Source organism: Actinocorallia aurantiaca, assembly GCF_039533685.1.
GTDB lineage: Bacteria > Actinomycetota > Actinomycetes > Streptosporangiales > Streptosporangiaceae > Actinocorallia > Actinocorallia aurantiaca.
In genome coordinates this window covers 120,471-145,474 of sequence record NZ_BAAATZ010000029.1, presented here as the reverse complement: position 1 = coordinate 145,474, position 25,004 = coordinate 120,471, and the positions used below count along the sequence as shown (strand labels likewise).

General features: G+C 71.2%; 24 protein-coding genes. 15 read left to right on the top strand and 9 right to left on the bottom strand.

Annotated elements, in window-relative coordinates; translation table 11 throughout:
- Nucleotides 1-151 precede the first annotated feature (151 nt).
- From ABD327_RS28565 to ABD327_RS28520, 10 genes are read left to right on the top strand one after another with little or no spacing between them, the layout of a single operon-like run.
- Entirely contained in the window at nt 152-970 is an 819-nt protein-coding gene (locus ABD327_RS28565; RefSeq protein ID WP_344454771.1) for an MlaE family ABC transporter permease, read from the top strand.
- Nucleotides 970-1,836 (top strand): ABC transporter permease, encoded by an 867-nt coding sequence (locus tag ABD327_RS28560; RefSeq protein ID WP_344454769.1) that lies wholly within the window; start codon nt 970-972, stop codon nt 1,834-1,836. The genes ABD327_RS28565 and ABD327_RS28560 overlap by 1 nt, the downstream gene beginning before the upstream one ends.
- Nucleotides 1,833-2,846 (top strand): MlaD family protein, encoded by a 1,014-nt coding sequence (locus ABD327_RS28555; protein WP_344454767.1) that lies wholly within the window; start codon nt 1,833-1,835, stop codon nt 2,844-2,846. The genes ABD327_RS28560 and ABD327_RS28555 overlap by 4 nt, the downstream gene beginning before the upstream one ends.
- Nucleotide 2,847: 1 nt before the next feature.
- Nucleotides 2,848-3,912, top strand: coding sequence for an MCE family protein (locus ABD327_RS28550; RefSeq protein ID WP_344454765.1), 1,065 nt, complete (start codon nt 2,848-2,850; stop codon nt 3,910-3,912).
- Nucleotides 3,912-4,937 (top strand): MCE family protein, encoded by a 1,026-nt coding sequence (locus ABD327_RS28545; protein WP_344454763.1) that lies wholly within the window; start codon nt 3,912-3,914, stop codon nt 4,935-4,937. Before ABD327_RS28550 ends, ABD327_RS28545 begins: the two co-directional genes overlap by 1 nt.
- Nucleotides 4,934-5,989 (top strand): MCE family protein, encoded by a 1,056-nt coding sequence (locus ABD327_RS28540; RefSeq protein WP_344454761.1) that lies wholly within the window; start codon nt 4,934-4,936, stop codon nt 5,987-5,989. Before ABD327_RS28545 ends, ABD327_RS28540 begins: the two co-directional genes overlap by 4 nt.
- On the top strand, nt 5,986-6,978 hold the full coding sequence (locus ABD327_RS28535) for an MCE family protein (protein ID WP_344454759.1): 993 nt from the start codon (nt 5,986-5,988) through the stop codon (nt 6,976-6,978). Before ABD327_RS28540 ends, ABD327_RS28535 begins: the two co-directional genes overlap by 4 nt.
- Nucleotides 6,979-6,988: 10 nt before the next feature.
- The gene (locus ABD327_RS28530) at nt 6,989-8,299 is read left to right on the top strand and encodes an MCE family protein (RefSeq protein ID WP_344454758.1); all 1,311 of its coding nucleotides are present in this window, start codon (nt 6,989-6,991) and stop codon (nt 8,297-8,299) included.
- On the top strand, nt 8,296-9,069 hold the full coding sequence (locus tag ABD327_RS28525; protein ID WP_344454756.1) for a hypothetical protein: 774 nt from the start codon (nt 8,296-8,298) through the stop codon (nt 9,067-9,069). Before ABD327_RS28530 ends, ABD327_RS28525 begins: the two co-directional genes overlap by 4 nt.
- Before the next feature lie 33 nt (nt 9,070-9,102).
- Entirely contained in the window at nt 9,103-10,197 is a 1,095-nt protein-coding gene (locus tag ABD327_RS28520; RefSeq protein ID WP_344454754.1) for an XdhC family protein, read from the top strand.
- Nucleotides 10,198-10,203: 6 nt separating this feature from the next.
- On the opposite strand, the gene ABD327_RS28515 is transcribed toward ABD327_RS28520, so the two are convergent.
- From ABD327_RS28515 to ABD327_RS28475, 9 genes are all read right to left on the bottom strand, one after another.
- Complete coding sequence (locus ABD327_RS28515) at nt 10,204-11,397, bottom strand: cytochrome P450 (protein ID WP_344454752.1); 1,194 nt, start codon at nt 11,395-11,397, stop codon at nt 10,204-10,206.
- Nucleotides 11,398-11,524: 127 nt separating this feature from the next.
- Nucleotides 11,525-12,361 carry a mycofactocin-coupled SDR family oxidoreductase gene (locus ABD327_RS28510; protein WP_344454750.1) on the bottom strand — a complete coding sequence of 279 codons (837 nt, stop codon included), beginning with the start codon at nt 12,359-12,361 and terminating at the stop codon, nt 11,525-11,527.
- Nucleotides 12,362-12,530: 169 nt separating this feature from the next.
- Complete coding sequence (locus ABD327_RS28505; RefSeq protein ID WP_344454748.1) at nt 12,531-13,205, bottom strand: SRPBCC family protein; 675 nt, start codon at nt 13,203-13,205, stop codon at nt 12,531-12,533.
- Complete coding sequence (locus ABD327_RS28500; RefSeq protein WP_344454746.1) at nt 13,202-13,693, bottom strand: (2Fe-2S)-binding protein; 492 nt, start codon at nt 13,691-13,693, stop codon at nt 13,202-13,204. Before ABD327_RS28500 ends, ABD327_RS28505 begins: the two co-directional genes overlap by 4 nt.
- Entirely contained in the window at nt 13,686-14,561 is an 876-nt protein-coding gene (locus ABD327_RS28495) for an FAD binding domain-containing protein (RefSeq protein WP_344454744.1), read from the bottom strand. The genes ABD327_RS28500 and ABD327_RS28495 overlap by 8 nt, the downstream gene beginning before the upstream one ends.
- Nucleotides 14,558-16,903, bottom strand: a complete 2,346-nt coding sequence (locus ABD327_RS28490; protein WP_344454742.1) for a xanthine dehydrogenase family protein molybdopterin-binding subunit — start codon at nt 16,901-16,903, stop codon at nt 14,558-14,560. The genes ABD327_RS28495 and ABD327_RS28490 overlap by 4 nt, the downstream gene beginning before the upstream one ends.
- Nucleotides 16,904-17,449: 546 nt before the next feature.
- Nucleotides 17,450-17,929 (bottom strand): hypothetical protein, encoded by a 480-nt coding sequence (locus tag ABD327_RS28485; protein WP_344454740.1) that lies wholly within the window; start codon nt 17,927-17,929, stop codon nt 17,450-17,452.
- A 230-nt stretch (nt 17,930-18,159) separates the two neighbouring features.
- Nucleotides 18,160-19,371, bottom strand: a complete 1,212-nt coding sequence (locus ABD327_RS28480) for a CaiB/BaiF CoA transferase family protein (RefSeq protein WP_344454738.1) — start codon at nt 19,369-19,371, stop codon at nt 18,160-18,162.
- Complete coding sequence (locus ABD327_RS28475) at nt 19,368-20,822, bottom strand: aldehyde dehydrogenase family protein (RefSeq protein WP_344454736.1); 1,455 nt, start codon at nt 20,820-20,822, stop codon at nt 19,368-19,370. The genes ABD327_RS28480 and ABD327_RS28475 overlap by 4 nt, the downstream gene beginning before the upstream one ends.
- A gap of 201 nt (nt 20,823-21,023) precedes the next feature.
- On the opposite strand from ABD327_RS28475, the gene ABD327_RS28470 reads away from it, so the two are divergent.
- The 5 genes from ABD327_RS28470 to ABD327_RS28450 all read left to right on the top strand — a co-directional run bounded on the left by ABD327_RS28470 (nt 21,024) and on the right by ABD327_RS28450 (nt 24,982).
- The gene (locus ABD327_RS28470; RefSeq protein ID WP_344454734.1) at nt 21,024-21,884 is read left to right on the top strand and encodes a mycofactocin-coupled SDR family oxidoreductase; all 861 of its coding nucleotides are present in this window, start codon (nt 21,024-21,026) and stop codon (nt 21,882-21,884) included.
- Nucleotides 21,885-21,904: 20 nt separating this feature from the next.
- Complete coding sequence (locus tag ABD327_RS28465; RefSeq protein ID WP_344454732.1) at nt 21,905-22,105, top strand: ferredoxin; 201 nt, start codon at nt 21,905-21,907, stop codon at nt 22,103-22,105.
- On the top strand, nt 22,102-23,472 hold the full coding sequence (locus ABD327_RS28460) for a cytochrome P450 (protein ID WP_344454730.1): 1,371 nt from the start codon (nt 22,102-22,104) through the stop codon (nt 23,470-23,472). Before ABD327_RS28465 ends, ABD327_RS28460 begins: the two co-directional genes overlap by 4 nt.
- A gap of 70 nt (nt 23,473-23,542) precedes the next feature.
- On the top strand, nt 23,543-24,055 hold the full coding sequence (locus ABD327_RS28455) for a DoxX family protein (protein ID WP_344454728.1): 513 nt from the start codon (nt 23,543-23,545) through the stop codon (nt 24,053-24,055).
- Nucleotides 24,056-24,304: 249 nt separating this feature from the next.
- Nucleotides 24,305-24,982, top strand: a complete 678-nt coding sequence (locus ABD327_RS28450; protein WP_344454726.1) for a TetR/AcrR family transcriptional regulator — start codon at nt 24,305-24,307, stop codon at nt 24,980-24,982.
- Nucleotides 24,983-25,004 lie beyond the last annotated feature (22 nt).

Below are 25,004 nucleotides of genomic sequence, written 5' to 3'. Positions count from 1 at the left end.
CGGCACTCCGATGCCGCCCCGCTTGTGACCTTGACCACAAGATTCGAGCCGTGCTAAGCATGTGCTCAGCATTGCTGTGCAGCTGCTCAGCAGAATGGTACACGCAGAGTCTCGGCAGGGCATTTTCCCACCCCCTGGAGAAAGAGCCGGCATGGCCTCTCCCTCGCTGTCCCCCCACCGCTCCCTCCTCGACCGCCCGCCCCTGAACCGCGCCCACCGCGGCCTGGTCTCCACCGGAGAGCTGTTCTCCGTCGGCCTGGAGGGACTTCGCCGCACGTGGGACGTGAAGAACTGGTTCTGGGAGTTCATCGACCAGTTCGCCTTCCTGGCGCGGGTGACCACCCTCCCGGTGATCCTGGTGGCGCTGCCGCTGGGCGCCACCGTCGCCCTCCAGGTCGGCGACCTGGCCGGCCAGCTCGGCGCCCAGTCGGCCACCGGCGGCGCCGTCATCGTCGGCCTCGTCCGCGAGGTCGCCCCGATGGCGGCGGCCCTCATCATCGCCGGGGCCGGCGGCTCGGCGATGACCGCCGACATGGGCGCGCGCAACATCCGCGACGAACTGGCGGCCATGGAGGTGATGGGGGTCAACCCCGTCCACCGCCTGGTCACCCCGCGCATGTGGGCGGCGAGCATCGTGTCCATGATGCTCGCCTCGCTGGTGATCATGTCGGGGGCCGTCGGCGGGTTCGTCTTCAACGTCCTGCTCCAGGGCGTGACCCCCGGCGCCTACTTCGACGGCGCCCTCGGCATGCTGCGGGTGTCCGACCTGTTCGTCACCCTGCTCAAGGCCTGGCTGTTCGGGCTGATCGCCGCGCTGGTCGCCTGCCACAAGGGCATGAACTGCGAGCTGAGCCCGGTCGGGGTGGGACGCGCGGTCAACCAGGCGACGGTCGTGGCCTTCATGCTCGTCTTCGCCTTCAACTACATCATCACCACCATCTACTACCTCGCCTACCCGCCGGAGGTCTGATGATCATCGTCGACGCCCCCCGCAGCGCGGCGGTGCGGCTCCTGCGGGTCTCGTCCACGGCCGCGGACCGCACGGCCGACCTCGCCGAATGGCCGCTGTTCTTCCTCAAGGTGGTCTTCTACTCGATCCGCGACATCGTGTTCCGGTTCAAGTACGCCAAGACCGTCGCCCTCCAGGTCAGCGACATCGTCATCGGCGTCGGCGCCACCGTCGTCGGCGGCGGCATGATCTTCGTCATCTTCATCATGTCGCTGTTCCTGGGCACCGAGGTCGGCCTGCAGGCCTACACCGGCCTCCAGGTCATCGGCGCCGAGTCGTTCATGGGGCTGATCGGGGCGTTCATGAACGTCCGCGAGACCACCCCGATCATCGCCGCGATCGCCCTGGCCGCCCAGTGCGGCTCCTCCTTCACCGCGGAGCTCGGCGCGATGCGCATCGCCGAGGAGATCGACGCCCTCGAGGTGATGGGCATCAACTCGTTCGTCTACCTCGTGTGCACCCGCGTCGTCGCCGCGCTCATCGCGCTGGTGCCGCTGTACCTCATCGCCCTGTTCGCCAGCTTCTTCGCCACCCGGTTCATCTCCACGTCCTTCTTCACCCTGGCGCCGGGCGTCTACGACTACTACTTCTACATGTACCTGCCGCCCCTCGACCTGTTCTACAGCGCGATCAAGGTGGGGGTCTTCGCCTTCGCCGTCATCACGATCCACTGCTACTACGGCTACTACGCCAGCGGCGGCCCGGTCGGCGTCGGCCGCGCCGCGGGCCAGGCGATCCGCCTGTCGATCATCACGATCGTGACGCTGAACCTGCTGCTGTCGTACGTGTTCTGGGGGCAGGGCGGAACAGTGAGGCTCGCCGGATGAACCAGAATCCCTCCCGCGGCCGGCGCATCATGGTCACCTGGGCCACCGCGCTGGTCCTCGCCCTGGCCCTCTACCTCCTGACCACCAAGCCGTTCGCCGCCGAGGGAACCCGGCTGACCGCCGACTTCGGCGGCGCAGGGCAGGGGCTCACCACCTCCTCACCGGTCAAGCTGCGCGGGGTCTCGGTCGGCCGGGTCGAGGAGATCGGGCTGGCGCCCGACGGCGGCGCACGGCTGACGCTGCGCATCGACGAGGGCGTCCGGATCCCCGACACCGCGCTGGCCTCCCTGGAGCCCGAGTCCGTGTTCGGCCCCAAGTTCATCGACCTCGTCCCCGGCGACCACGAGACCGCCGGGCCGTTCCTGCGCGACGGCGCCCGGATCGCCCGCACCTCCGACAGCCTCGACCTCACCTCGATGCTCGGCGACGCCGACGCCATCGTGTCCGCCGTCGATCCGCGGGACATGGTGGTGATCATGGACGCGCTCGGCCAGGGGCTGCACGGCACTGGCCCCGACCTCGCCGGGATGCTGCAGAGCACCGGAACCCTGGTGGACGTCGCGCACCGTCAGCGCGAGCGGGCCCAGGGCTTCCTGGCCGACCTCGCCCGGATCGCCGAGATACGCGGCGTGGGCGACGACCTGAACACCCTCGTCACCTCCGCCGACCCGCTGATGGACGCCCTCGTCTCGGGGCAGGACCGCGGACTGCGCTTCGCCCGGGGCATCACGGAGATGACCTCCGCGGTCGCCCACGGCCTGGGCGCGCACGAGAACGACCTGAGGCAGCTGTTCCGGTCCATGGAGAGGTCCTCGGCCTTCATCGCCTCGCTGCTCCCCCTCGCCGGGGACAGCGTCCGCGCGATCATCGACATGATCCCCGTCTACAAGGCGCTGGGCTGGACCCCGGGCCCGGGGGACAGGCACCTGATCGGAGCCCAGGTCCTCCTGCCGACCGATCCGTGCAAGCTGATCCTCGGCATCTGCCCCGGCTCCGAGGGAGGCCGCTGACATGCCGAGAGCACGTCTCAAGGACGCCCGGACCCGGCAGCGCGGATCCTCGGTGGTCCAGGTCGTCGCGTTCCTCCTCCTCACCGGGCTGCTCACCTTCTTCATCACCGTCCAGATCGCGCGGGTCGGGTTCGGCGACACCTACCGGCTCACCGCGGTCTTCACCGACGCCAGCGGGCTCATGGAGGGCGACAAGGTGAAGATCGCCGGAACGCCGGTCGGCCAGGTCGGCGCGATCCGGATCCGCCAGGGCAAGGCCGAGGTCGAACTGAAGATCGCGGTCAAGCACCGGGTGCCGAAGGACAGCGAGGCGGCGATCCGCTGGCGCGACGCCATCGGCCAGCGGGTGGTGTACCTGATGCCCGGCACCGAGGCGGCCATGCTGCGCGACGGCGACCGGGTGGCGCGCACCCGGTCGGTCGTCGACCTCAGCGACCTGATCAACCGGCTCGAGCCGCTGGCCCACGGGCTCAAGCCCGAGCAGCTCAACACCATCCTCCTGGCGATCTACACCGCCATGGACGGCACCGAGGACGACGCCTCGCGGCTGCTGGCCAACGTCGACCGGCTGTCGTCGACCATCGCCGGACGCAAGCAGACGCTGCGGAACATGCTGGACGACTTCTCCACCGTCACCCGCGTCCTGGCCCGGCGCGACCAGCAGATCGCCCGCGCCGCCGACGACCTGGCCACGCTGACCGAGGCGTTCGGCGAGAACCGCGCCCTCGTGGACACCGCCATCAGCCAGTTGTCCGAGACCCTGCGCACCACTGACAAGGTCGCAGGCGACAACGCCGACGAACTGGACGAGATGATCGAGCGGCTGTCCTTCGTGATGGGCGGTACCCAGCGCAACCTGGGGCTGCTCAAGGAGATGCTGCCCGTCACCTGGCCCAAGTTCCAGCACGTGTTCGAACTCTCCAAGCGCGGAGGGTTTCTCGTCGGCGCCGCCCCCTGCATCTTCCTGACGCCCAGCCCGTGCCCCGACGACATGCGGCTCACCGAGATCCCCGAAGGCCCCATGACCTCCCGTTCCCTGAACGAACTCGTCGTAGGGGGGAACTGATGGCGCTCAAGTCCTTCCGCGACCGCGACCCCGCGATGCTCGGCATCTCCTCGCTGCTGGTCCTCACCCTGGCGCTCGTCGCCGTGTTCGTCGTCGGCAGCACCGGCCTGCTCCAGAGCAGGTACACGATGACCGGCGTGTTCGCCGGGACGGGCGGCCTGCACTCGGGCAACGAGGTGAGGGTCGCCGGGATCAAGGCCGGCGAGGTCACCGCGGTCGAGCCGGACTTCACCCGCGGCACCGTCCTCGTCACCTGGAAGGTGGACCGGGACGTCGACCTCGGCCGCCAGATCCGTGCCGAGATCAGCACCTCCAACATCCTGGGCGGCCGCTACCTGCGGCTCAGCGGCCCCATCACCAGGCCCTACCTGGCCGGCCTCCCCGACGAGCAGCGCCGCGTCCCCCTGGAGCGCACCCGCCTGCCCGTCACCGCCAACGACCTGGTCGCCACCGGCACCCGCACGTTCGCGCAGCTGGACACCAAGCTGATCGGCGACGTCGTCGACCAGCTCGGCGGAGCCTCCCCCCGGACCCGCGAGCGCCTCGCCGGGGCGCTGCACGACCTGGCGCAGCTGGCCGACGCCATGGAGAAGGCGAGCCCGCAGCTGCGCGAGCTCATCTCCAGCAGCGACCGCCTCCTGGGCATGGTCCGGGCCAAGGACGCCCAGCTCGCCCGGCTCGCCCGCGGCCTCCAGGGGCTGCTCGACCAGCTGCGCGACCGGCAGGCCGAACTGTCGGTCCTGCTGGGCAGCGGCAGCAGGGCGGTCACCCGGCTCTCCAAGCTCATCGACCACCAGCAGCAGAAGCTGATCAGCCTAATGGAGGACATGGGCGGCACCGTCGGCGGTCTCCAGCCGGAGCTCGACGACATCAACACCCTGCTGGCCTGGCTCGGCCCCGCCATGTCCGGCTTCTCCACCGCCAACTCCTACGGCCCCTTCCTCGACGCCGCCATCACGCAGCTCGGCCCGGTCGCCCCCGAGGACCTGTCCAAGCTCGCCGCCCAGTTCGGGAGGAAGCGATGAGACCCCCGCGGATCCTCACCGCCGCCCTGCTCGCCGCAGGGCTGGCCGTCACCGCCGGAGGATGCTCTGTCCTCGGTGGACTCGGCGGATCCGACGGCTACCGGATCTCCGTGTACTTCACCAAGGCCCCGTCGATGTACGAGAAGTCACGGGTGAAGATCATGGGGGCGAACGTCGGCGTGGTGGAGGGCGTCCACATCGCCGGGCAGCGGGTCCGGATCGACCTGCGCGTCGACGGACACGTCCCCGTCCCCGCCGACGCGCGCGCCACGATCGCCGCGGACAGCGCGATCGGCGAACGGAGCGTCATCCTGTACCCGGCGTGGAAGCCTGGAGCGGAGCGGGCCGAGTCCGGCTCGGTGATCCCCGTCGAGCGCACCGACCCGCCGGTCGAGATCGACGAGGCGCTCGGCTCCTTCACCGCCCTGGCCGACTCCCTCGACCCCGACAAACTGCGCGGGCTCGTGCACACCGGGGCCGGGCTCCTGGACGGCCGCGGCGAGGGCATGAACGACGCGCTGGGCGACACCGCGGCGCTGGCCGAGACCCTGGCCTCGCAGGACGAGCAGATCGTGTCCGCGGCGACCAGGCTGCGCGACCTGGCCGCCTCGCTGAACCGGCGCGACACCCAGCTGAGGTCGCTCATCGACGCGTTCAGCGCCACCGGCAGGCAGCTCGCCGACGAGCGGACGCAGCTGAAGAACCTGCTCGTCGGCCTCGAGGCCCTGATCCGCAGGGGGCAGCTGATCGTCGTCTCCTACCGCGAGACGCTGCCCCCCACCCTCGCGCAGGCCTCGTCCCTGCTGATGACCATGAAGGCCAACAGCGCCGCGCTCGGCCAGGCCATGACCGGCATGTCCGGGATGACCGATGCGATCGCCGACGCCTGGGACCCGGAGCAGCACGTCTTCGTCATCCGGGCCCAGCTCAGCCCGACCCTGCGCATCTGGCTCCAGCCGATCTTCACCGCCATGGGCTGGGGCCGGGTGCCCTGCCTCGACGCGCCGATCGGCAACTGCCCCACGAAGATCGAGAAGAAGGGGCGGCCATGAGACGCGTCCTGGCGCTGCTGCTGGCCCTCTCCTCGCTGACGGGCTGCTCCCTGCAGACCCTCGGCGCCCCCAAGGGCGACCTCACCCTGTACGCGGTCTTCGACGACGTGCAGAACCTGGTGGCCGGCCACGGCGTGCAGATGTACGACGTGCGGATCGGCTCGGTCGTCGACATCCGGCTCCAGGGCTACCGCAGCAGGGTGACGCTCTCGCTGGTCGACGGCACGCGGATCCCGGTGGGGACGAGCGCGACCATCGCCCAGACCAGCCTGCTCGGCGAGAACTACGTGCGGCTGACCCCGCCCGTCGGCTCCGTGCCGCGGATCGCGCCCGCGATGGCCGGCGGATCCCTGATCACGCAGACCGCCGTCCAGCCCGACCTGGAGCGGATCACCGACCGGGTCGGGCCGGTGCTGGGCGCGCTCGGCGGGGAGAACCTGACGGACATCGTCTCCGAGCTCTCCACCGGGCTCGACGGCGCCGGGCCTCGCCTGCAGAAGATCATCAAGCGGGCCGCGGACATCTCCGAGAGCTACGCGGACGCGGGCCGCGACCTGCGCACGCTGATCGACGGCCTGGGGCGGCTGGGCGACTCCCTGGCCAAGGCGTCGCCCGCCCTGGACCGGCTGCCCGGCTCCCTGCTGGAGATGACCGAACGGGTCGACAAGGACCGGACCGAACTCAAGAAGACGCTGACCGGCCTCACCGACCTCGCCGAGGAGGCGAACAGCGTGATCAAGGAGCGGCACGGCGCACGGCTGCGGACCACGCTGCTGAGGCTGGACGCCGTCCTGCGCGCGATGACCCGCGGCAAGGACCAGCTGAAGACCGTCCTCAAGGACATCACGGACAAGCTCATGCTGGCGCCGCGCATCTCGAACGGGGGGCAGGTCCTCGCCGTCGCCTGGCTGGCCGGATTCCTGCCCGGCGAGAAGAAGCCGAAGCCCGGGCTCGACGAGAGCCTCAAGACCCTGCTGGCACCGAAGTGAGGGGGCCGCGTTGAGGCCGCGCATCCTGCTGAACCTCGCCGTCTTCGCCGCGGTCGCCGTCCTCATGTTCGCCTGGGCGGCGCTGACGCTGCTGCCGATCCGGTTCGGCGAGGACTTCATCGAGGTGAAGGCCGACTTCGCCTCCTCCCCCGGCCTGCGCTCCGGCCTGGAGGTCGACTACCTGGGCGTGCCGATCGGCAGTGTCGAGTCCGTCGAGCTGCGTCCCGGCCGGGTGACGGTCACCCTGCTCGTGGAGCAGGGCAGGAAGGTGCCGAACACCGTGACCGCACAGGTCCTGCGCAAGTCCGCGGTCGGCGAACCCTATGTGGAACTCGCCCCGCCCTCTTCGGGCCCCATCGCGACGGCGCTGAAGGACGGCGACGTCATCCCGGTGGAGCGCACCGACTCCACTGTCCAGTACCAGAAGCTGTTCGACAGCGCCGGGCGGATGCTGCGCTCGATCGACCCAGCCGACCTGAAGACCCTCACGCGCGAGCTGGCGGTCGGGCTGGACGGCCGCGGCCAGCAGCTGCACGACGCCCTCGCCGACCTCGACCACCTCACCGGCGCCATCGCCGACCAGGCGGGCGTGCTCGACGCCCTCTCGGTGCAGTTGACCGCCCTGGCCGGCACCCTCTCGGACAAGAGGACGCAGCTCGCCTCCGGGATGAACGACCTCGCGCTCTTCACCTCCACGCTGAGCGGCGACAGCAAGAAGATCGACAGCCTGCTCGACAACGGGCCGAATCTCATGCAGCAGGTGAACGCGCTGCTCAAGGAGGTGCGTCCGGGCCTGCGGTGCGTGCTCACCGCGGCGGGAACCCCCGCCCCCTCGGTGTTCGACGACACGAACAGCGAGGCCGTCCGGCACGCCATGAAGAACCTCCGTGACGTCTTCCCCAAGATGGTCGCGGACGTCCTGGAGAGGCCCGGGAACGGCGGTACCTACGTCCGGGCCACCGCCGTCATCAGCGTCGCCGGGCCGGTGCCGAACCCGCCGGAGTACTCGCAGCCGCGGCCCGACCCCGAGGAGCCGCCGATCTACCACTGCCGCGACGCACCCGCCAGGAGCAGTGCCCCGAAGAAGACCGAGCGGCCGGAGCAGAAGCCCGAAGAGGCGGCGCGTCCCGCGGGGACCGATCCCCAGGACGTCTTCCGGACCGTCGCGCCCCGTCCCGTCGCCGCGCCGGAGGAAGAGAGCCTGACCGACACCTGGCTGCCGCGGCTCCCGATGGTGGTCGCCGCCCTGGTCCTGCTGGGCACCGCAGCCCACACCGTACGCCGGGTACGTTCCGTGTCCGGTCCGAGGAGGAGATCATGACCACGAAGACCACGGAAGGGCTCCCGGCCGAAGAGGCCCCGGAGGACACCGCCTCCGCGGAGGGCGCTCTCGAGGAGCCCGCAGCCGAAGAGGCCGAGGCCGCGGTCGAAGAGGCCGCGGTCGAGAAGACGCCGAAGAAGCCCGGGCCGAAGAGTTCCGCCGCGAAGCCGAAGCCGCGGCGGGCGCCACGGCTGTCCGCGGGGGTGTCGAGGCGGCTGGTCGTGGCAGCGCTGGCGCTGGTGTTCCTCACCGCCTTGGCGACGGCCGGCATCCAGTGGCGGGAGGCCGGCCGGCTGGCCGACCAGGACGGCACCGAGCAGCGGGTGCGCACCCGGTCCGCGGACTTCGCGCGGGCGCTGCTCGCCTACCGGCACACCGACCTGGCCTCCACGCAGAAGCGCATCCGCGACCTGACGTCAGCGGATTTCGGCGACTCCTACCAGACTGCCTTCGACGGCCTGGCCGACGTCATCACCAAGTACAAGGCGGACGCCACCGCCACCGTGCGCGACGTCTACCTCAACGACCTCGACGGCGGGCGCGCCAAGACCCTCGTCACCCTCGACAGCGAGGTGCGCAGCACCATCGGGGTGCGCCAGGTCCTGGGCACGAAGCTCCTGCTGGAACTGGTCCTGGAGAAGGGATCCTGGCGCGTCGACGACATGGAGACGCTCCCCGCCGACGACGAGACGCTCACCAAGCCCGACGGCACCGTCGAGAACCCCCGGGACGGCGACACCGGCGACGGCACGGAACCCGCGGCCCCGTAAGGGACCCGCACAGGATGGGAAGACGGAAACGCCATGCGTGAGATCGCCGAGAGGCTCGCGGCCTGGAACGCGGCGGGCGTGCGGTACGCCCTGGCCACCGTCATCGGCACCGGAGGCAGCGCTCCCCGCTCTCCCGGGGCCGCCATGGCCGTCGCCGAGGACGGCGAAGCGGTGGGCAGCGTCTCCGGAGGGTGCGTCGAAGGCGCGGTGTACGAACTGTGCCGCGAGGCCCTGGAGACCGGGGAGGCGGTGCGGGAGAGCTTCGGCTACTCCGACGACACCGCGTTCTCGGTCGGCCTGACGTGCGGCGGCACCGTCGAGGTGTTCGTGCAGCCGGCGCCGCCGCCACGGGTGGTCGAGGCCGTCTCGGGTGAGGCCCCGGTGGCCGTGGCGCACCTCCTGGACGCCTCGGGCGCGACCCTCGCGGTCCTGGCCGGCCGGCACCACGGCTCCACCGGCCTGGCCGACGTCGACTCCGTGGTGGTGGCGGAGGCGCGGGCCATGCTGGACGGCGGCGCGACCGGGATCCGCTCGGTCCGCTGCCGTCCCGGCCTGGACGTCTTCATCCGCTCGTACGCGACCAGGCCGCGCCTCCTGGTCTTCGGCGCGATCGACCACGCCGCCGCCGTGGCGACCCTCGGGAGGTTCCTCGGCTACCACGTGACGGTCTGCGACGCCCGTCCCGTGTTCGCCACCGAGGCCCGGTTCCCCGACGCCGACGAGGTCGTCGTGGACTGGCCGCACCGCTACCTGGCCTCGACCGAGGTCGACGCCCGCACCAACGTCGTGGTGCTCACCCATGACGCGAAGTTCGACATACCGCTGCTGAAGGTGGCCCTCCGGCTGCCCGTCGGCTACGTCGGCGCGATGGGCTCGCGCCGCACCCACGCCGAACGGCTGGCCCGGCTGCGCGAGGCCGGGCTCACGGACGGGGAGCTGGCGCGGCTGCGCTCCCCCATCGGGCTCGACCTGGGCGCCCGCACCCCGGCGGAGACCGCGGTGTCCATCGCGGCGGAGTTCGTCGCGTCGCGCCGCGGGGGCGGCGCGCTGCCCCTGAGCCGGACCGGCGGGCCCATCCACCACGACCGCGACCGCGACGTCGCGGCCGTGGCGGACCGGTCCGGCTGATCCGGTTCAGCCGAGGACGAGCGGAAGGGTCTCCCAGCCGCGGACCGTCGAGGTCTGCGCCAGCTTCGCGCCGTCCCAGTCCACGTCCCATTCCGGGAAGCGCCGCAGGATCTCCTCCATCGCGATCCGGCCCTCCAGCCGCGCGAGCGCGGCGCCCAGGCAGTAGTGGCCGCCCAGGCCGAAGGTCAGGTGCTGGCTCATGGTGCGGCGGATGTCGAAACCGTCCCCTTCGGGATAGCGCCGGTCGTCGCGGTTGGCGGAGGCCACCAGGAGGAGCAGGGCGCTGCCGGCCGGCACGGTCGTGCCGTGGAACTCCAGATCCTCGGTCACGTACCGGGCGATGGAGTGGCCGGCCGGCTCGAACCGCAGGACCTCCTCGACGGCGCCGGGGATCAGGGACGGGTCGGCCACCAGGTCGCGGCGCTGGTCGGGGTGCTGGGCCAGCAGGGACCCCATCCAGCCGACGAGCCGTCCCGTCGTCTCGTTCCCGGCGCCCGCGACGACCGTGATGTAGGTCAGGATCTCGTCGCGGGTGAGGGTGCGGGTGACGCCGGTCTCGTCCTCGAACTCGACGTTCAGCAGCTCGGTCATGAGGTCGTCCGACGGGTTCTTCATCCGCCAGTCGATGTACTCGCCGAACGCCTCGTTGCTGAGGACATCGCCCTCCTTGAAGTCCATCTGCCCGCCGTCCTCGGTGCGCAGGACCTCGTCCGTCGTGTCGCGGATGGCGGCCTGGTCGGCCTCGGGGATGCCGAGGAGCATGCCGATCACGCGCATCGGCATCTCGGCGCCGAGGGCCGCCATGAGGTCGAAGCGGTCCGCGCCGACCACCTGGTCGAGGGCGTTGGTGCAGAACCGCCGCACCTGCGGCTCCAGCATGCCGATCCGCCGGGGGGTGAAGACGCGGGAGAGCATGCGGCGGCGGATGTCGTGGGTGGGCGGGTCCTCGAAGATGAGGGTGCCCGGCGGGATCTCGAAGTCCGATTTGATCAGTTCGAGGATGTTGCCGCGGCCCGACGGGAGGGACTTCCAGTCCGGGAGGCCGCGCTCGCAGTCCTCGAAGCGGCTGACCGCGTAGAAGTCGTATTTCTCGTTGTGGTAGAGCGGCGCCTCTTCCCTGAGCCGCCGGTATATCGGGTAGGGGTCCTTCGCGAACGCGGCGTCGTAGGGGTCCCAGTAGACCTCGTCGTTGGCTTCCATCTGCGCATCTCCAGGAATCGTACGGATCGTCCCGAGGCCACCGCGCGCCCTCCTCCGGTTCCGGCCGGAGGGTCACGCGGTGGCCGTCCCTGCGCCGCCGCGGGCCGGGTGCGGCGCGTTCACCCGGTCACTTGAGCATGGATCCCGCGTCGATCGGGAGGGTCACACCGGTGATGTAGCGGCCCTCGTCCGAACTGAGGAAGAGCACCGCGTTGCTGATGTCCACCGCCTCCACCCACGGGATGGGCAGCGCGTTCATCATCTGGGAGATCGGCGCCATGTCCTCGGCGGTCGGGTTCTCCAGGTCGGGCCGGAACATCCGGAACGTCATGTCGTTCAGCAGCATCGGCGTGCTCACCTGGGTGGGGTGGACGGAGTTGACCCGGATGTTGTGCTGCGCGAGCTCCACCGCCATGGTGCGCATCAGGCCGACCACCCCGTGCTTGGACGAGATGTAGTTGCCGACGTTCGGGTAGGCCTTCAGCCCGCCCACGGAGCTGGTCAGCACGACGGAGCCGCCGCGGCCGCCGTCGATGAGGTGCTGGACCGAGGCCTTGGCGGTGTGCCAGACACCGGTCAGGTTGACGTCGATCGAATCCTGCCAGAGCTCCCTCTCCATCTTGTGGATCTCGTTGCCGGCGGCCGCGAGGCCGGCGTTGGCCACGACGATGTCCAGCCGGCCCAGCTGGCGCACGCCCTCGTCGACGGCGTCCTTCAGCGCGTCGAAGTCGCGCACGTCCACCTGGGCGGTGACGATGCGCCGGCCCAGTGCCTTCACCTGGGCCGCCGTCTCCTCCAGGTCCTCCGGGGTGGACATGGGGATGGGCACCGTGTCGATCTGCTTGCAGATGTCGACGGCGATGATGTCCGCCCCCTCCTCTGCCAGCCGTACGGCGTGGCTGCGGCCCTGGCCGCGTGCCGCGCCGGTGATGAAGGCGACCTTTCCTTCTACTCGTCCGGACATCGTTACCTCGTTTCTTGACATTGCTGTCTCAGGGGGGCGCGCCGGCGGTGGGCGGCGCGGTGGGCATGGCGAACAGAGCCGAGGGCCGTCCGGGAGCGTCGGGGACGCGGGATCGGGACGGCTCGAGCGGGTTCGGCGGATCTCGGGGCGGGTCCGGGGTAGGCCGGCGTCAGGCGGATCCGTTGTTTCGCCGGCGGCGCAGGATGGTGAGCAGGAGGATCAGCAGGACCGTCGCGGCCGCGACGGGTCCGAACTGCTTGAGGAGCCCTCCGCCGGTCGCCTGAAGAAGGTCGATCGGTTCGGCGGAGGGCTGGGGGGCGTGGGTTGCGGGCTGTGGGGCGGCGGTGTCGGCCGCCTCCGGCTCCCGCACGTCGGGTGCGGTGGGGGCGGCAGGGGTCGCGGATGCGGTCAGGTCGGCGGCGAGGTTGGCCGCGAACTGGTCGATGAGGGTGGCGGCGACGTCGGCGAGCGTGCTGCGGCCGAACTGCGCCGGCCTGCCGGTGATGGCGAGGTCGGTGTCGACGAGGACGCCGGTGGTGTCCCCGTGGTCGGTGAGCGTGCAGGTGATGACGGCCTTGGCGGTCCCGCCGCCCCGGGTCTCCCGGCCGCTGGCCTCCATGACCACGGTTCCGGCCTCCTCGTCGCGGGAGACGAAGGCGACGGTGCCGCTGTAGGTCAGCCCGATCGGCCCGAGCCTGACCTTGACCTTGCCGCCGAAGCGGTCTCCGTCGTGCGAGGTCAGGGTCGCGCCGGGCACGCAGGGGGCGATCCGCTCGATGTCGAGCAGGACCTTCCACGCCTCGCGGGCGGGTACGGGGACGCTGAGGGTGTTCTGGAGTTTCACGCGGTCTCCTCCGCGGCGCCCGTGCCGTCGGCCGCCGCCCGGACGGCCTTGAGGATCCCCTGGTAGCCGGTGCAGCGGCACAGGTTCCCGGAGAGGCCGTCGCGGATCTGCTCGTCGGTGGGGTCGGGGTTGTCGCGCAGGAACGCGGTGGCGGAGACGACCAGGCCCGGGGTGCAGAAACCGCACTGCAGCCCGTGGTGGTCGCGGAAGGCGCACTGGACCGGGGAGAGCGCTCCGTCCGCCGCGGCCATCCCCTCCACGGTGGTGACCTCCGCCCCGTCGGCCTGCACGGCGAACATCAGGCAGGCGCGGACCGCCTCCCCGTCCAGGAGCACCGTGCACGAGCCGCAGACGCCGTGCTCGCAGCCCAGATGGGTGCCGGTGAGCCCGCAGGTCTCGCGCAGGTAGTCGGCGAGGGTCAGCCGGGGCGGCACGGTCGCGCGCCTCGGCCTTCCGTTGACGGTCACCCGGATCTCGATGTCAGGCATCGCTCGCCTCCTTGACGGCTCTCTGCCAGGCGCGCGCCACCATGACGGCCCCGAGGTGTCTTCGGTAGTCGGCGGAGGCGTGCAGGTCGGAGGGAACCGAGTCCAGTTCCGCGATGGCGTCGCGCCCGATCTCCTCCGCCGAAAGGGAGTCGGCGCCGCCGCCGGTCGCCGCGGCCTCCGCGGCCGAGGCCCGCCTCGGGGTCGAGCCGAGGCCGAACAGGCCGATGCCGCAGCGGAGGACGCGCCCGTCGGCGTCGAGTTCGACGGCGACCGCGGCGCCCGCGATGGCGAAGTCGCCGCTCCGCCGGGCGAACTCCTCGACGGCGAACCCGCTGCGGGCTCCCCGGACGGGGAACGAGATCCCCGTCAGCAGTTCGTCCGGCTCCAGGGCGGTGCTCCACAGGCCGGTGAAGAACTCCGTGGCGGGGATGGTCCGGCTGCCGCGAGGCGACAGCGCCTCGAGCCGGGCGTCGAGCGCCAGGGCCACCGCCGGGTACTCCGCCGCGGCGTCGGCGTGGGCGATCGACCCGCCGATCGTGCCGCGGTTGCGGATCTGGAAGTGCCCGATCAGCGGGGTGGCGCGGGACAGGAGCGGGACGGCCTCGGCGACCAGGGCGGACCGCTGGACCTCGGTCTGGGTCGTCCCTGCTCCGATCCACACGTCCCCGTTCCGCCGCTCGACGCCGCGCAGTCCCCCGACGCGGCGCAGGTCGACGAGGTGGTCGAAGACCGCCAGCCGCAGGGCGAGCATGGGGACCAGGCTCTGTCCTCCGGCGATGGCCTTGGCCTCGTCTCCCAGGTCGGCGAGCAGGCCGGCGGCCTCTGCCGCGGTCTCGGGCGCGTGGTAGGTGAAAGCTGCGGGCTTCATCCGGCCGCCTCCTGACGGGCCTTCGCTTCGCGTACCAGCGTCACGAGCGACTCCGGCGTCAGCGGCAGGCGGGTGATCTTCACTCCGAGCGGCGCGAGCGCGTCGGCGACCGCGTTCACGACCGCGGGAGGCGCTCCGATCGCGCCGCCCTCGCCGACCCCCTTGTAGCCGCCGGGGCCCGGCCCCGGGGTCTCGATGTGGCCGTACTCGATGACCGGGACCTCGGTGGACGTGGGCAGGAGGTAGTCCATGAAGGTCGTGGAGACGGGGTTGCCGTCCTCGTCGTAGGCGAGGTGCTCGTACAGCGCTCCGCCGATCCCCTGGACGACGCCGCCCGCGATCTGGCCCTCCACCACGGTGGGGTTGATCATGGGGCCGCAGTCCTCGCTGACGATGTAGCGCAGCAGCTTCACCGCGCCCGTCGTCAGGTCCACCTCGCAGGTGCACAGGTGGGTGGCGTTGGCCCAGATCACCGGGCTCTGCGCCCGGTACCGGCCGCTGGCCTCCAGGCCCGGCGGCACGCCCGGCGGCAGGCTCTCCGGCTGGAAGTAGGCGATCGACGCGATCTCCGACAGCGGCAGGCCGGTCTCGGGCTTGCCCCGGACCCGCGCGTGGCCGCCGACCGTCTCGACGTCCTCCGCCGAGACCCCCAGGCGGTCCGCGGCGATCGCGGCGATCCGCTCCCGCAGGATGGAGGCGGTCGCCTCGACGGCCCCCGCGTTCATCGAGCCGGACCGGCTGCCGCCCGTGCCGCCGCCGAACGGCGTGACGGCGGTGTCGCCCTGGATGGTGTTGACGTCTTCGATGTCCACGCCCAGGGCGTCGGCGGTGAGCTGGACGACAGTCGTCTCGATGCTGTTGCCGCTCGAGCCGCCCGAGACGTACACGTTCACCTTGCCCGAGGGCTCGATCCGGATCGTCGCGCCCTCGGTGGCGTGCAGCGACAGCGAGTCCGTGGTGGGCTCGATGTAGGTGGACGTGCCCACGCCCAGGTAGCGCCCCTCGGCCCTGGCCCGCTCCTGCTCCCGGCGGAAGGCGTCGTAGTCCAGCATCTCCAGGGCCTGCTCGAACGTCTCCAGGGGGGTGACGTCGCTGTAGGGCATGCCGCTGTGGTTGGTGCAGGGGAACTCGTCGCGCCGCAGCAGGTTCTTGCGGCGCAGCTCGGCGGGATCCCTGCCCATCTCGCGCGCCGCGATGTCCAGGAGCACCTCGCGCGCCACCGACTCGAACTGCCACGGCCCCCGGTAGGCGGTGCGGCCCACGGTGTTGGAGAAGACCCCCGTGGTCGCGAACGTGCCCTGCGGGATCCGGTAGGGGCCGGGGAACAGGATGCCGACGACGGCGCAGGTGTTCATCGGAGCCGGTGTCGGGTAGGCGCCCACGTCCTGGACGTAGTCGATCGCGGTGGCCAGGATCATGCCGTCGGCGTCGAAGGCGATCCGCGCGTCGGCGTGCTCGTGGCGCGCCTGCCCGGCCGCCAGCAGGTTCTCCCGCCGGTCCTCGATCCACTTCAGCGGGCCCGGCACCTTCACCGAGGCCAGCATCACGCAGATCTCCTCGCGCAGCGGCAGGACCTTCTGCCCGAAGCCGCCGCCGGTGTCGCGCATGACGACGCGCACCCGGTGCTCGTCGAGGCCGAGCAGCCGGGCGCAGAACAGGCGCACCTCGTGCGGCGACTGGGTCGCCGCCCAGATCGTCATCTCGCCGGTGGAGGGCGACCACTCGGCCACGAGCCCCCGCGTCTCGATGGGGACCGCCGCGTAGGCCTGCTGGTAGATCGTCTCCCGTGCCGTGAACGCGGCCTCGTCGAACACCGGCAGGTCCTCGACGGGAAGCCCCGCGAGCTCGCACGCGATGTTGTTCGGGAAGCCTTCGTGCACCAGATCGCCGGACTCCCGCCCCGTCGCGTAGTCGACGACCGGCGGCAGCGGCTCGTACTCGACGACGACCAGTTCAGCGGCGTCCTCGGCGATGTAGCGGTCGTCGGCGATCACCAGCGCCACCGGGTCGCCGACGAAGCGCACCTCGTCCTCGGCCAGCGGGGGCCGCGGCGTGTCGGGGACGTCCTTGCCGATCAGGGTGTACCACTGCTCGCGCGCGGTCGGGTTGAGGTCCTCCGCCGTGAAGACGGCGTGGACGCCTTCGAGGGCGAGCGCCTCGGAGGCGTCGACGCCCTCGATCCGGGCGCGCGCCAGGGGGCTGCGCACGAAGCACGCGTGGAGCATGCCGGGGCGCACCACGTCGTCCACGTAGGTCCCGCGGCCGGTCAGCAGCCGGGCGTCCTCCACCCGGGGCACCCGGGTGCCGGCGTAGCGGCGCGCCGGCGCCTCCTCCGCGCTCACCGGCCCACCGGCCTCGTACCGCTCGCGGCCGGACGGCCGGCGGAGCCGCGGAGCGCCCGGTCCGGTCCACGACCGGGGGGATCAGAAATCACACGTTCACCAGCGAAGCGGTCGACCGGACCGAAGTCGCTCACCCAGGCCTCCTCTGACCAGATGCGCGGCCACCACCGCGCGTCGAGGTGCGCGGGGCGCCTGCGCCCCGCACTGCTGGGCGACTGCTCAGCAGTGCTGAGCACATGCCTAGCATCAGCCGAATCCGCCGTCAAGGTTCGCCCACTCCGATACCCCGAGAACACGACAAAGCGGGCATGTTTCGCCACCGCGCGCAGCACGCCGGAAGCGGCTCGTTCACGCGGGCAGTGCGGGCTTCGGAATCCGCCTCGGCCGAATTCGGCCACGTCAGGCGGGCAAGGGCAGCGCAAAGGGCGGCCCGGCGCCGAAGTCGGCGAACGGGTCCGGCCGTCCCCGCCGAACCCGTTCCCGGCCCGGCCGCGCGCCGGGCCGGATCAGGGCTCCCTCACCGCCGTGAAGACCTGTTCGGCGCGATCAGATCCGGCCGAAAGGGTGGAGCAGCGCGACCGGCCGGAACGTCTCCGTGCCCTCCACCGGACCGGCCGGCACGGCCAGCGCGGCCAGGGCCTGGGCCTTGAACGCCCGCGCCGCCGCGCTCAGCCGGTGCCGCACCGCGGCGTCCTCCTCGCCGGGCGCCGCGGGATCGGACCAGAACCTGCAGTCGGAGACTCCGCTCTCGAGCGCCGCGTTCACCATCCGCCTGACCCGCTCGTCGCGATCGTAGAGGCCGGGGTCGACCGCGACGGCCGTCGGCCACCGGCCCGACTCCGCCGTGCCCAGCGCGCACTCCAGGTCGTGGCAGCGCGCGCCCAGGATCCGCATCGCCGGATCGGCGCGGCCTTCGGTGAGCACCATGACCTCCCAGCCGACGAACACCTGGTCGACCATCCAGCCCCCGGCCATCCGCACGATGTCGGCGGGCCTGCGCGCGACCACCAGCAGCCGCTGCCTCATCAGGTGGCCCCGGGACCGGCGAGCCGCCGGGCGAGCGATGCGATGTACTCCCTGAACACCTCGTTCACCGGTGTCGAGGGGGCGATGAGCCATATGGGACCTCTCCATCCGAGCTACTGAAGACACGTTAGGTCAGTCGCCCCGCCTGCGGTACGAGCGGCCTCCGTCCGAAACCGGCCTCAGCCGCGCCTCGGGGCGGAGGACTCGTCCGCAGGCCGCGCGGCCGGGTCTCAGGTGATGGCGCCGGCCGTCTTGAGCTCGATGATGCGCTCCCAGTCCAGGCCGAGTTCCAGGAGGACCTCCTCGGTCTGGGCCGCGAACCCGGGGGCCGGGCCCGAGGCGGGGCTGCGGACGTCGAACTGCACGGGGCTCGCCGCCAGCCTGAGCCCGCCCGCCTGGACCACGTAGTCGTTCGCCCGGATCTGCCCGTCGTCGAGCGCCTGCAGGGAGTCCTGCACCGGGGCCCAGGGCCCCGCGAGGGTGGCGAAGCGCTCCGACCACTCGGCCAGAGTGCGGGTGGCGATCACCTCCCGGAGGATCTCGACGGCCTCCGCCGTGTTGGCCGCGACGAGCTCGCCGGTGGCGAAGCGCGGATCGTCGATCAGTTCCGGGCGGTCGATGTGCCGGCACACGTCCGCCCAGAACTTGCCGGGCTGCAGCATGACGAGGGACAGGTACCGGCCGTCGGCCGTGCGGTACAGGCCGACCAGGGGGTTGACCGGCGAGCCGTGGGTCCCCGTCGCGGAGGCCGCCAGGGGTTGGCCGAGGTGAGCCGACAGTGCGACGCCGTGCCCCAGCGACCACACGCCGCTGCCGAGCAGCGAGACGTCCACGACCGACGGCTCGCCCGTGCGGCCGAGCTTCACCAGCGCCGCCGCGATGCCTCCCGCGAGGTTCGTGCCGGAGATGGTGTCGCCGTAGGCGGGGGACGGCGGGTTGATCAGCCCCTCGACGTCCGGCGGGGTGATGCTGGCGGCGGTGCCGGCCCTCGACCAGAAGGCCGTCATGTCGTACCCGCCGCGTTCGGCCTCCGCGCCGCGGGGTCCGAGCGCGCTGCCCCGCGCGTAGATGATCTTCGGGTTGGCCGCGCGGACGTCGTCCACGTCGATGCCGAACTTCCGGCGGTGGCCGGGCAGGAAGCTGGTCAGGAACACATCGGACCGCTTGGCCAGCTCGTAGAGGACCTCGCGGCCCTCCGGCGTCGACATGTCGAGGCCGATGCTGCGCTTCCCCCGGTTGGCGTGCTCGAAGTTGGGGTTCGGATCGCCCTCGACGCGCATCGTGCCGGTCTGCCGGAGCCCGCGCTGAGGGTCGCCGTTGACGGCGTGCTCGACCTTGACGACGTCCGCGCCCCAGTCGGCGAGCACCCCGCCGGCCGAGGGGACGAACCCGTACATCGCGACTTCGAGGACTCTGATGCCCTCCAGCGGCCCGGACGTCATGAGACCACCGTCGCGAGCGTCTTGTGCTCCAGGAACTCCTCCATGCCCGGGACTCCGCCCTCCCGGCCGATGCCCGACTGCTTGTACCCGCCGAAGGGCGCGTTCCCGCCGAAGTAGTAGCCGCCGTTGACGCTCATCGTCCCGGTGCGGATCCTGCGGGCCACGGAGAGGGCGCGCTCCTCGTCGGCGCCGAAGACCGCGCCGGAGAGCCCGTAGATCGAGTTGTTGGCGATGCGCACCGCGTCGTCGTCGTCATCGAACGGGATGACCACGAGCACCGGCCCGAAGACCTCCTCCTGGGCGATCTCGCTGTCGGGGTCGACGCCGGTGAGGAGGGTCGGCTGGTAGAAGTGGCCCGGATCGACCTTCTGGCCGCCGGCCACCAGCGTCGCCCCCGCCTCGACGGCGCGCTGGACCAGGCCGTGGACCTTGTCGCGCTGCCGCTCGCTGATGAGCGGCCCCATGTAGACCGCGGGGTCGGCGGGGTCGCCGTAGTTGATCCCGGCCATCATGCCCGCGATCTGCCCGACGAGCTCGTCGTGCCGCTCCCTCGGCACGAGCACCCGGGAGGTGATCGCGCAGCCCTGTCCCGCGTGGCTGCAGATCATGAACGCGGAGGCCATCGCGCACAGGCCGAGGTCGGCGTCGTCGAGCACGACCATGGCGGACTTGCCGCCGAGCTCCAGGAAGACCTTCTTCACCGTCCCGCTCGCGGCCGCCATGATGCGCCGTCCGGTGGCGGTCGAGCCGGTGAAGGTGACCAGGTCGACGTCGGGGTGGGTGGTGAGCGCCTCGCCCACGGCGACGTCGGTCGAGGACAGGACGTTGATGACGCCGGGCGGGATGTCGGTGTGCTGGTGGATGAGCTCGCCCAGGGCCTGCGTGACGAGGGGGGTGTCGGGCGCGCCCTTGAGCACGACCGTGCAGCCCGCGGCGAGCGCGGGCGCCGCCTTGGCCAGCGCGATCTGGACCGGGTAGTTGTACGGGATGACCGCCGCGACGACGCCCGTGGCCTCCTTCTCCACCCAGCGGCGGTGGCGCCGGCCCCTGGCCTCGATCTCGCCGAGCTCCTCGGACATCGGGTAGGTCTTCAGCAGGTCGGCGTAGTAGCGGACGATCTCGATCGGCTCGTCGAGCTGGGCCCCGTAGGTGATCATGCGGGGGGCGCCGACCTCGGCGATCACCAGTTCGCGCAGCTCCTCCTTGTGCTCGACCAGCGCCCGGTGCAGCTGGTCGAGGCAGCGGACGCGCAGCTCGGTGTCGGTCGACCAGGCCGTCGTGTCGAAGGCGCGGCGCGCGGCCGCGACGGCGGCCTCGGCGTCGGCGACCGTGGCGTCCGGGGCGTGGCCGACCACCTCGCCGGTAGCGGGGTTGAGCGAAGCGAACGTCTTGCCGTCGTCCAGCAACCGCCCGTCGATGAGCAACTTGGCGCGCCTGCCCTGTTCTTCCACCGGTTCTCCTCCTCGTCGAGTGACCGTCACTCTAGATAAGTAAGTGGTCACTCATCAATATCTGGCATTGACACTGTTCCGAGAATAAGGTTCTCTCTAGCTGAAATCGAGCTTCTAAAAAAAGTAACCGATCTCACCCGGCGAGAGCGGTCTGCTTTCTCCCCTGTGCTCAGAACGACCCGAAAATGAAGGAGCCACCCCATGGGACGAGTTGAGGGAAAGGTCGCGTTCATCACCGGCGCCGCCCGCGGCCAGGGCCGCAGCCACGCGGTCCGGCTGGCCGAGGAGGGCGCCGACATCATCGCGGTCGACCTCTGCCAGGACTACGGGACCGTCGACTACCCGATGTCCACCCCGGACGACCTGAAGGAGACCGCCCGGCTGGTGGAGGCGCAGGGCCGCCGCATCGTGGCGCTGCAGGCCGACGTCCGCGAGGCGGCGCAGCTGCGCGAGGCCCTGGAGCAGGGCATCGGCGAGCTCGGCAAGGTCGACGTGGTCGTCGCGCAGGCCGGCATCGCCCCGCTGCACGGCAACCCGCCGCTCCAGGCGTGGACCGACGTCGTCAACGTCAACCTCATCGGGTCGATCAACGCCGTCCAGGCCGCCCTCCCCCACCTGTCCGAGGGCGCCTCGGTCATCACGGTGGCCTCCGCCGCCGCCCTCATGTCCCAGGGCATGGTCCAGAACCCGGGCTCCAACCCCGGCGGCAGCGGCTACGCCTGGGCCAAGCGCGCCCTGTCGGACTACACGCACGAACTGGCGCGCCAGCTCGCCCCCCGCTCCATCCGGGCCAACGTCGTGCACCCGACCAACGTCAACACCCAGATGCTGCAGAGCAAGCCGATGTACCGGTCCTTCCGCCCCGACCTCGAGGACCCGCAGCGCGAGGACGCCGAGCCGGCCTTCCGCGTGCAGCAGGCCATGCCGGTCCCCTACATCGACCCGGTGGACATCAGCAACGCCATCCTCTTCCTCGCCTCCGACGAGGCCCGCTACGTGACCGGCATGCAGCTGCGGGTCGACGCCGGCGGCTACCTCAAGTGGCACGACTTCCACATCTGAGCGGCGAAGGAGAAACCATCGTGAAGGTCAAAGTCGATCAGTCACTCTGCCAGGGGCACACGCTGTGCGCGATGAAGGCCCCCGAGGTCTTCGAACTGGACGACGTCGACGGCCACTCGTCGCCGATCAGCCCGGAGGTCCCGGCGGGCCAGGAGGCCAACGTCCTCAACGCCGTCAAGTCCTGCCCGGAGCGGGCCATCTCCGTGGAGGGAGCACCGTGAGCGACGACGTCGTCAGCGACGAGGAGCGCAAGAAGATCTCGTTCCACTTCGACCGGCACGCGGAGGGCTACCGCGAGCGGTTCGAGGACATCACGCACGAGATGCACTCCCGGTGCCCCATCGCCTGGACGGAGACCCACGGCGGGCACTGGGTCGCCGCCGGCAACCGCGAGGTCTTCGAGCTGGCCGCCCGGTCCGCCGAGTACCTCTCCAACGACAACGACGTCAAGGGCGAGCGCCGCGGCTACCAGGGCATCTCCATCCCCGCGCCGCCGCGGGCGCGCGGCCGCCGCGGCGGGTTCCTGGAGATGGACCCGCCCGAGCAGCGGCACTACCGCCAGGCGCTCAACCCCTACCTCTCCCCCGCTGCCATCAGCCGCTGGATCCCGTGGATCGACGAGGTGGTGCGCGCCTGCCTGGACGAGAAGATCGAGGAAGGCCGCATCGACTTCGTCGAGGACCTCGTCAACATCGTGCCGGCCGTGTTCACCCTGGCCATGATGGGCATCCCCATCAAGGACTGGACCATCTACTGCGAGCCCGCCCACGCCGCCATCTACACGCCTCTGACCTCGCCCGACATCATGCGGGTCGGGGAGCTCCACATGGCGATGGGGATGGAGCTGGTCAAGCGGCTCGGAGAGATCAAGGCGAACCCCCGGCCGGGCCTGATCGACGGGCTGCTCAACGCCGACATCAACGGCAAGAAGGCGCCCGACGACGAGCTGCTCGGCGTGCTCGGCCTGCTCATCGGCGGCGGGTTCGACACCACCACCGCGCTCAGCGCCCACGCCATCGAGTGGCTCTCGGAGAACCCGGCGGAACGCGAGCGGCTCAGCCGCGAGCGCGACACCCTGCTGGACTCGGCGACCGAGGAGTTCCTGCGCTTCTACACCCCCGCCGTCGGCGACGGGCGCACCGTCTCCGCCGACTGCGAGGTCGCCGGGGTGCGGTTCAAGGAGGGCGACCGCCTCTGGCTGTCGTGGGCGATGGCCAACCGCGACCCCGCGGTCTTCGAGGACCCCGACCAGATCAAGATGGAGCGGGAGGGCAACCGGCACGCCAGCTTCGGGCTGGGCATCCACCGGTGCATCGGCTCGAACGTCGCGCGCACGGTGTTCAAGCGGATGATGCTCCAGGTGCTCGACCGGATGCCGGACTACGTGTGCGACCCCGAGGGGACGATGCACTACGACACGATCGCCGTCATCAACGGCATGCGCTTCCTCCCCGCGACCTTCACCCCGGGCCCCCGGCTGGGCCCCGGACTCGAGGAGACCCTCGAGAAGCTCCAGAAGGTCTGCGACGAACAGCGCCTCGCCGAGCCCGTGACCGTCCGCAAGGCGAGGGCTAAAGTCGCCGATTAGCGGATCTTCCGGACGGCGGGCATGCCCGCCGTCCGGCGGTCACCCCCGGAGATGACGGAGGATCGAACGCATGGAAGCCGAAACCGCCGCACTGCTGCTCGTGCGGCTCGTCGTGGGCGTCACCATGATCGCCCACGGCTACAACCACTGGAGGGGCGGAGGCCGCATCGAGGGCACCGCCCGCTGGTTCAGCGGGCTGGGGCTCAAGCAGGGCACCCTCCAAGCCTGGATGAGCGTCGTCACCGAGATCGGCGCGGGCGCGCTGCTGGTCCTCGGCCTGCTCACCCCGCTGGCCTGCGCCGCGGTCATCTCCGTGATGCTCGTCGCGGGGCTGCTCGCCCACCGGGGGAACGGGTTCTTCGTCTTCAAGGACGGCTACGAGTACGTCCTGGTCCTGGCCGTGGTCTGCCTGTCCCTGGCCCTGCTGGGCCCGGGCGACTGGTCGCTCGACCACGCCGCCGACATCGCGATCACGGGCTGGGCCGGAGGCGCCATCGCCCTCGGCGTCGCCGTGGCCGCGACCGCCGGAATGCTCGCGACCTTCTGGCGGCCGCAGCCGAAGGACGCCGAAGCGCCGGTCTGACCCCCGGCGTGGAGGGTTCCGCAGGGCGTGCGGCCGGCCGGCGAACCCGCCTTCACGGCCGCTGACGAGGCCCTGAAAAAGACCGAAGGTGAGCCGCCGGTGTCCTCTGGGACACCGGCGGCTCACCTTCGCGTGCCCGGATGGACACGCTGGATCACCGGGTCTGGATCAAGTGCGGGGCCGCACCGACTAATATGAAAGTATGTGCCCACTCACCTCCTGCGGAGGACCGGCCTTCAGGAGCCGGCCATGAGCGAACCGGTCACCTCCTCGCCGACCGCCGAGAAGCCCGCGCGGCCGCGCCGCCGGCTCACCGCCGAGGCCCGCAAGAGCTCGATCCTGGCCGCCGCGAGACGCGCCTTCATCGAGACCGGTGACATGAACGGCACGACGATCAAGGTGATCGCCGAGCACAGCGGCATCAGCGAAGGCGTGATCTACCGCCACTTCGAGAGCAAGGACCAGCTGTTCTTCGAGGCCGTCGTGGAGCCGCTCCAGCAGGCCGTGGACGACCTCGTCGCCGCGACCGAGTCCATCGACCGGGAGCAGCCCCTCACCCCCGAGCGGCAGCTGAGGACGATGACCGGCCTGTACCGGCAGCTCATCTCGACGCTGGAGGAGATCCTCCCGCTGCTGGGCCTGGTCCTCTTCGGCGACCCGCAGGTGGCCCGGCGGTTCTACCAGGAGAACTTCACCGTGGCCATGGACCGCCTGGCCGAGGCCTGGCGCGAGGTGGAGGACCGGTACGGCTACCCGTTCGAGTCCCCCGACATCTCGGCCCGCGCGGTGATGGGCATCGCGCTCGTCCTGGCCCTGGAGAGCCACCACGGCGGGGGTTTCGACCGCCACCGCGCGATCACCCTGATCAGCGAGGGCACCGTCAAGGGCTTCTTCCCGCCCCTGGAGCCGGCCCGCCGCCGGAAGTGATCCGCTGAAAACGGCCGGGGAG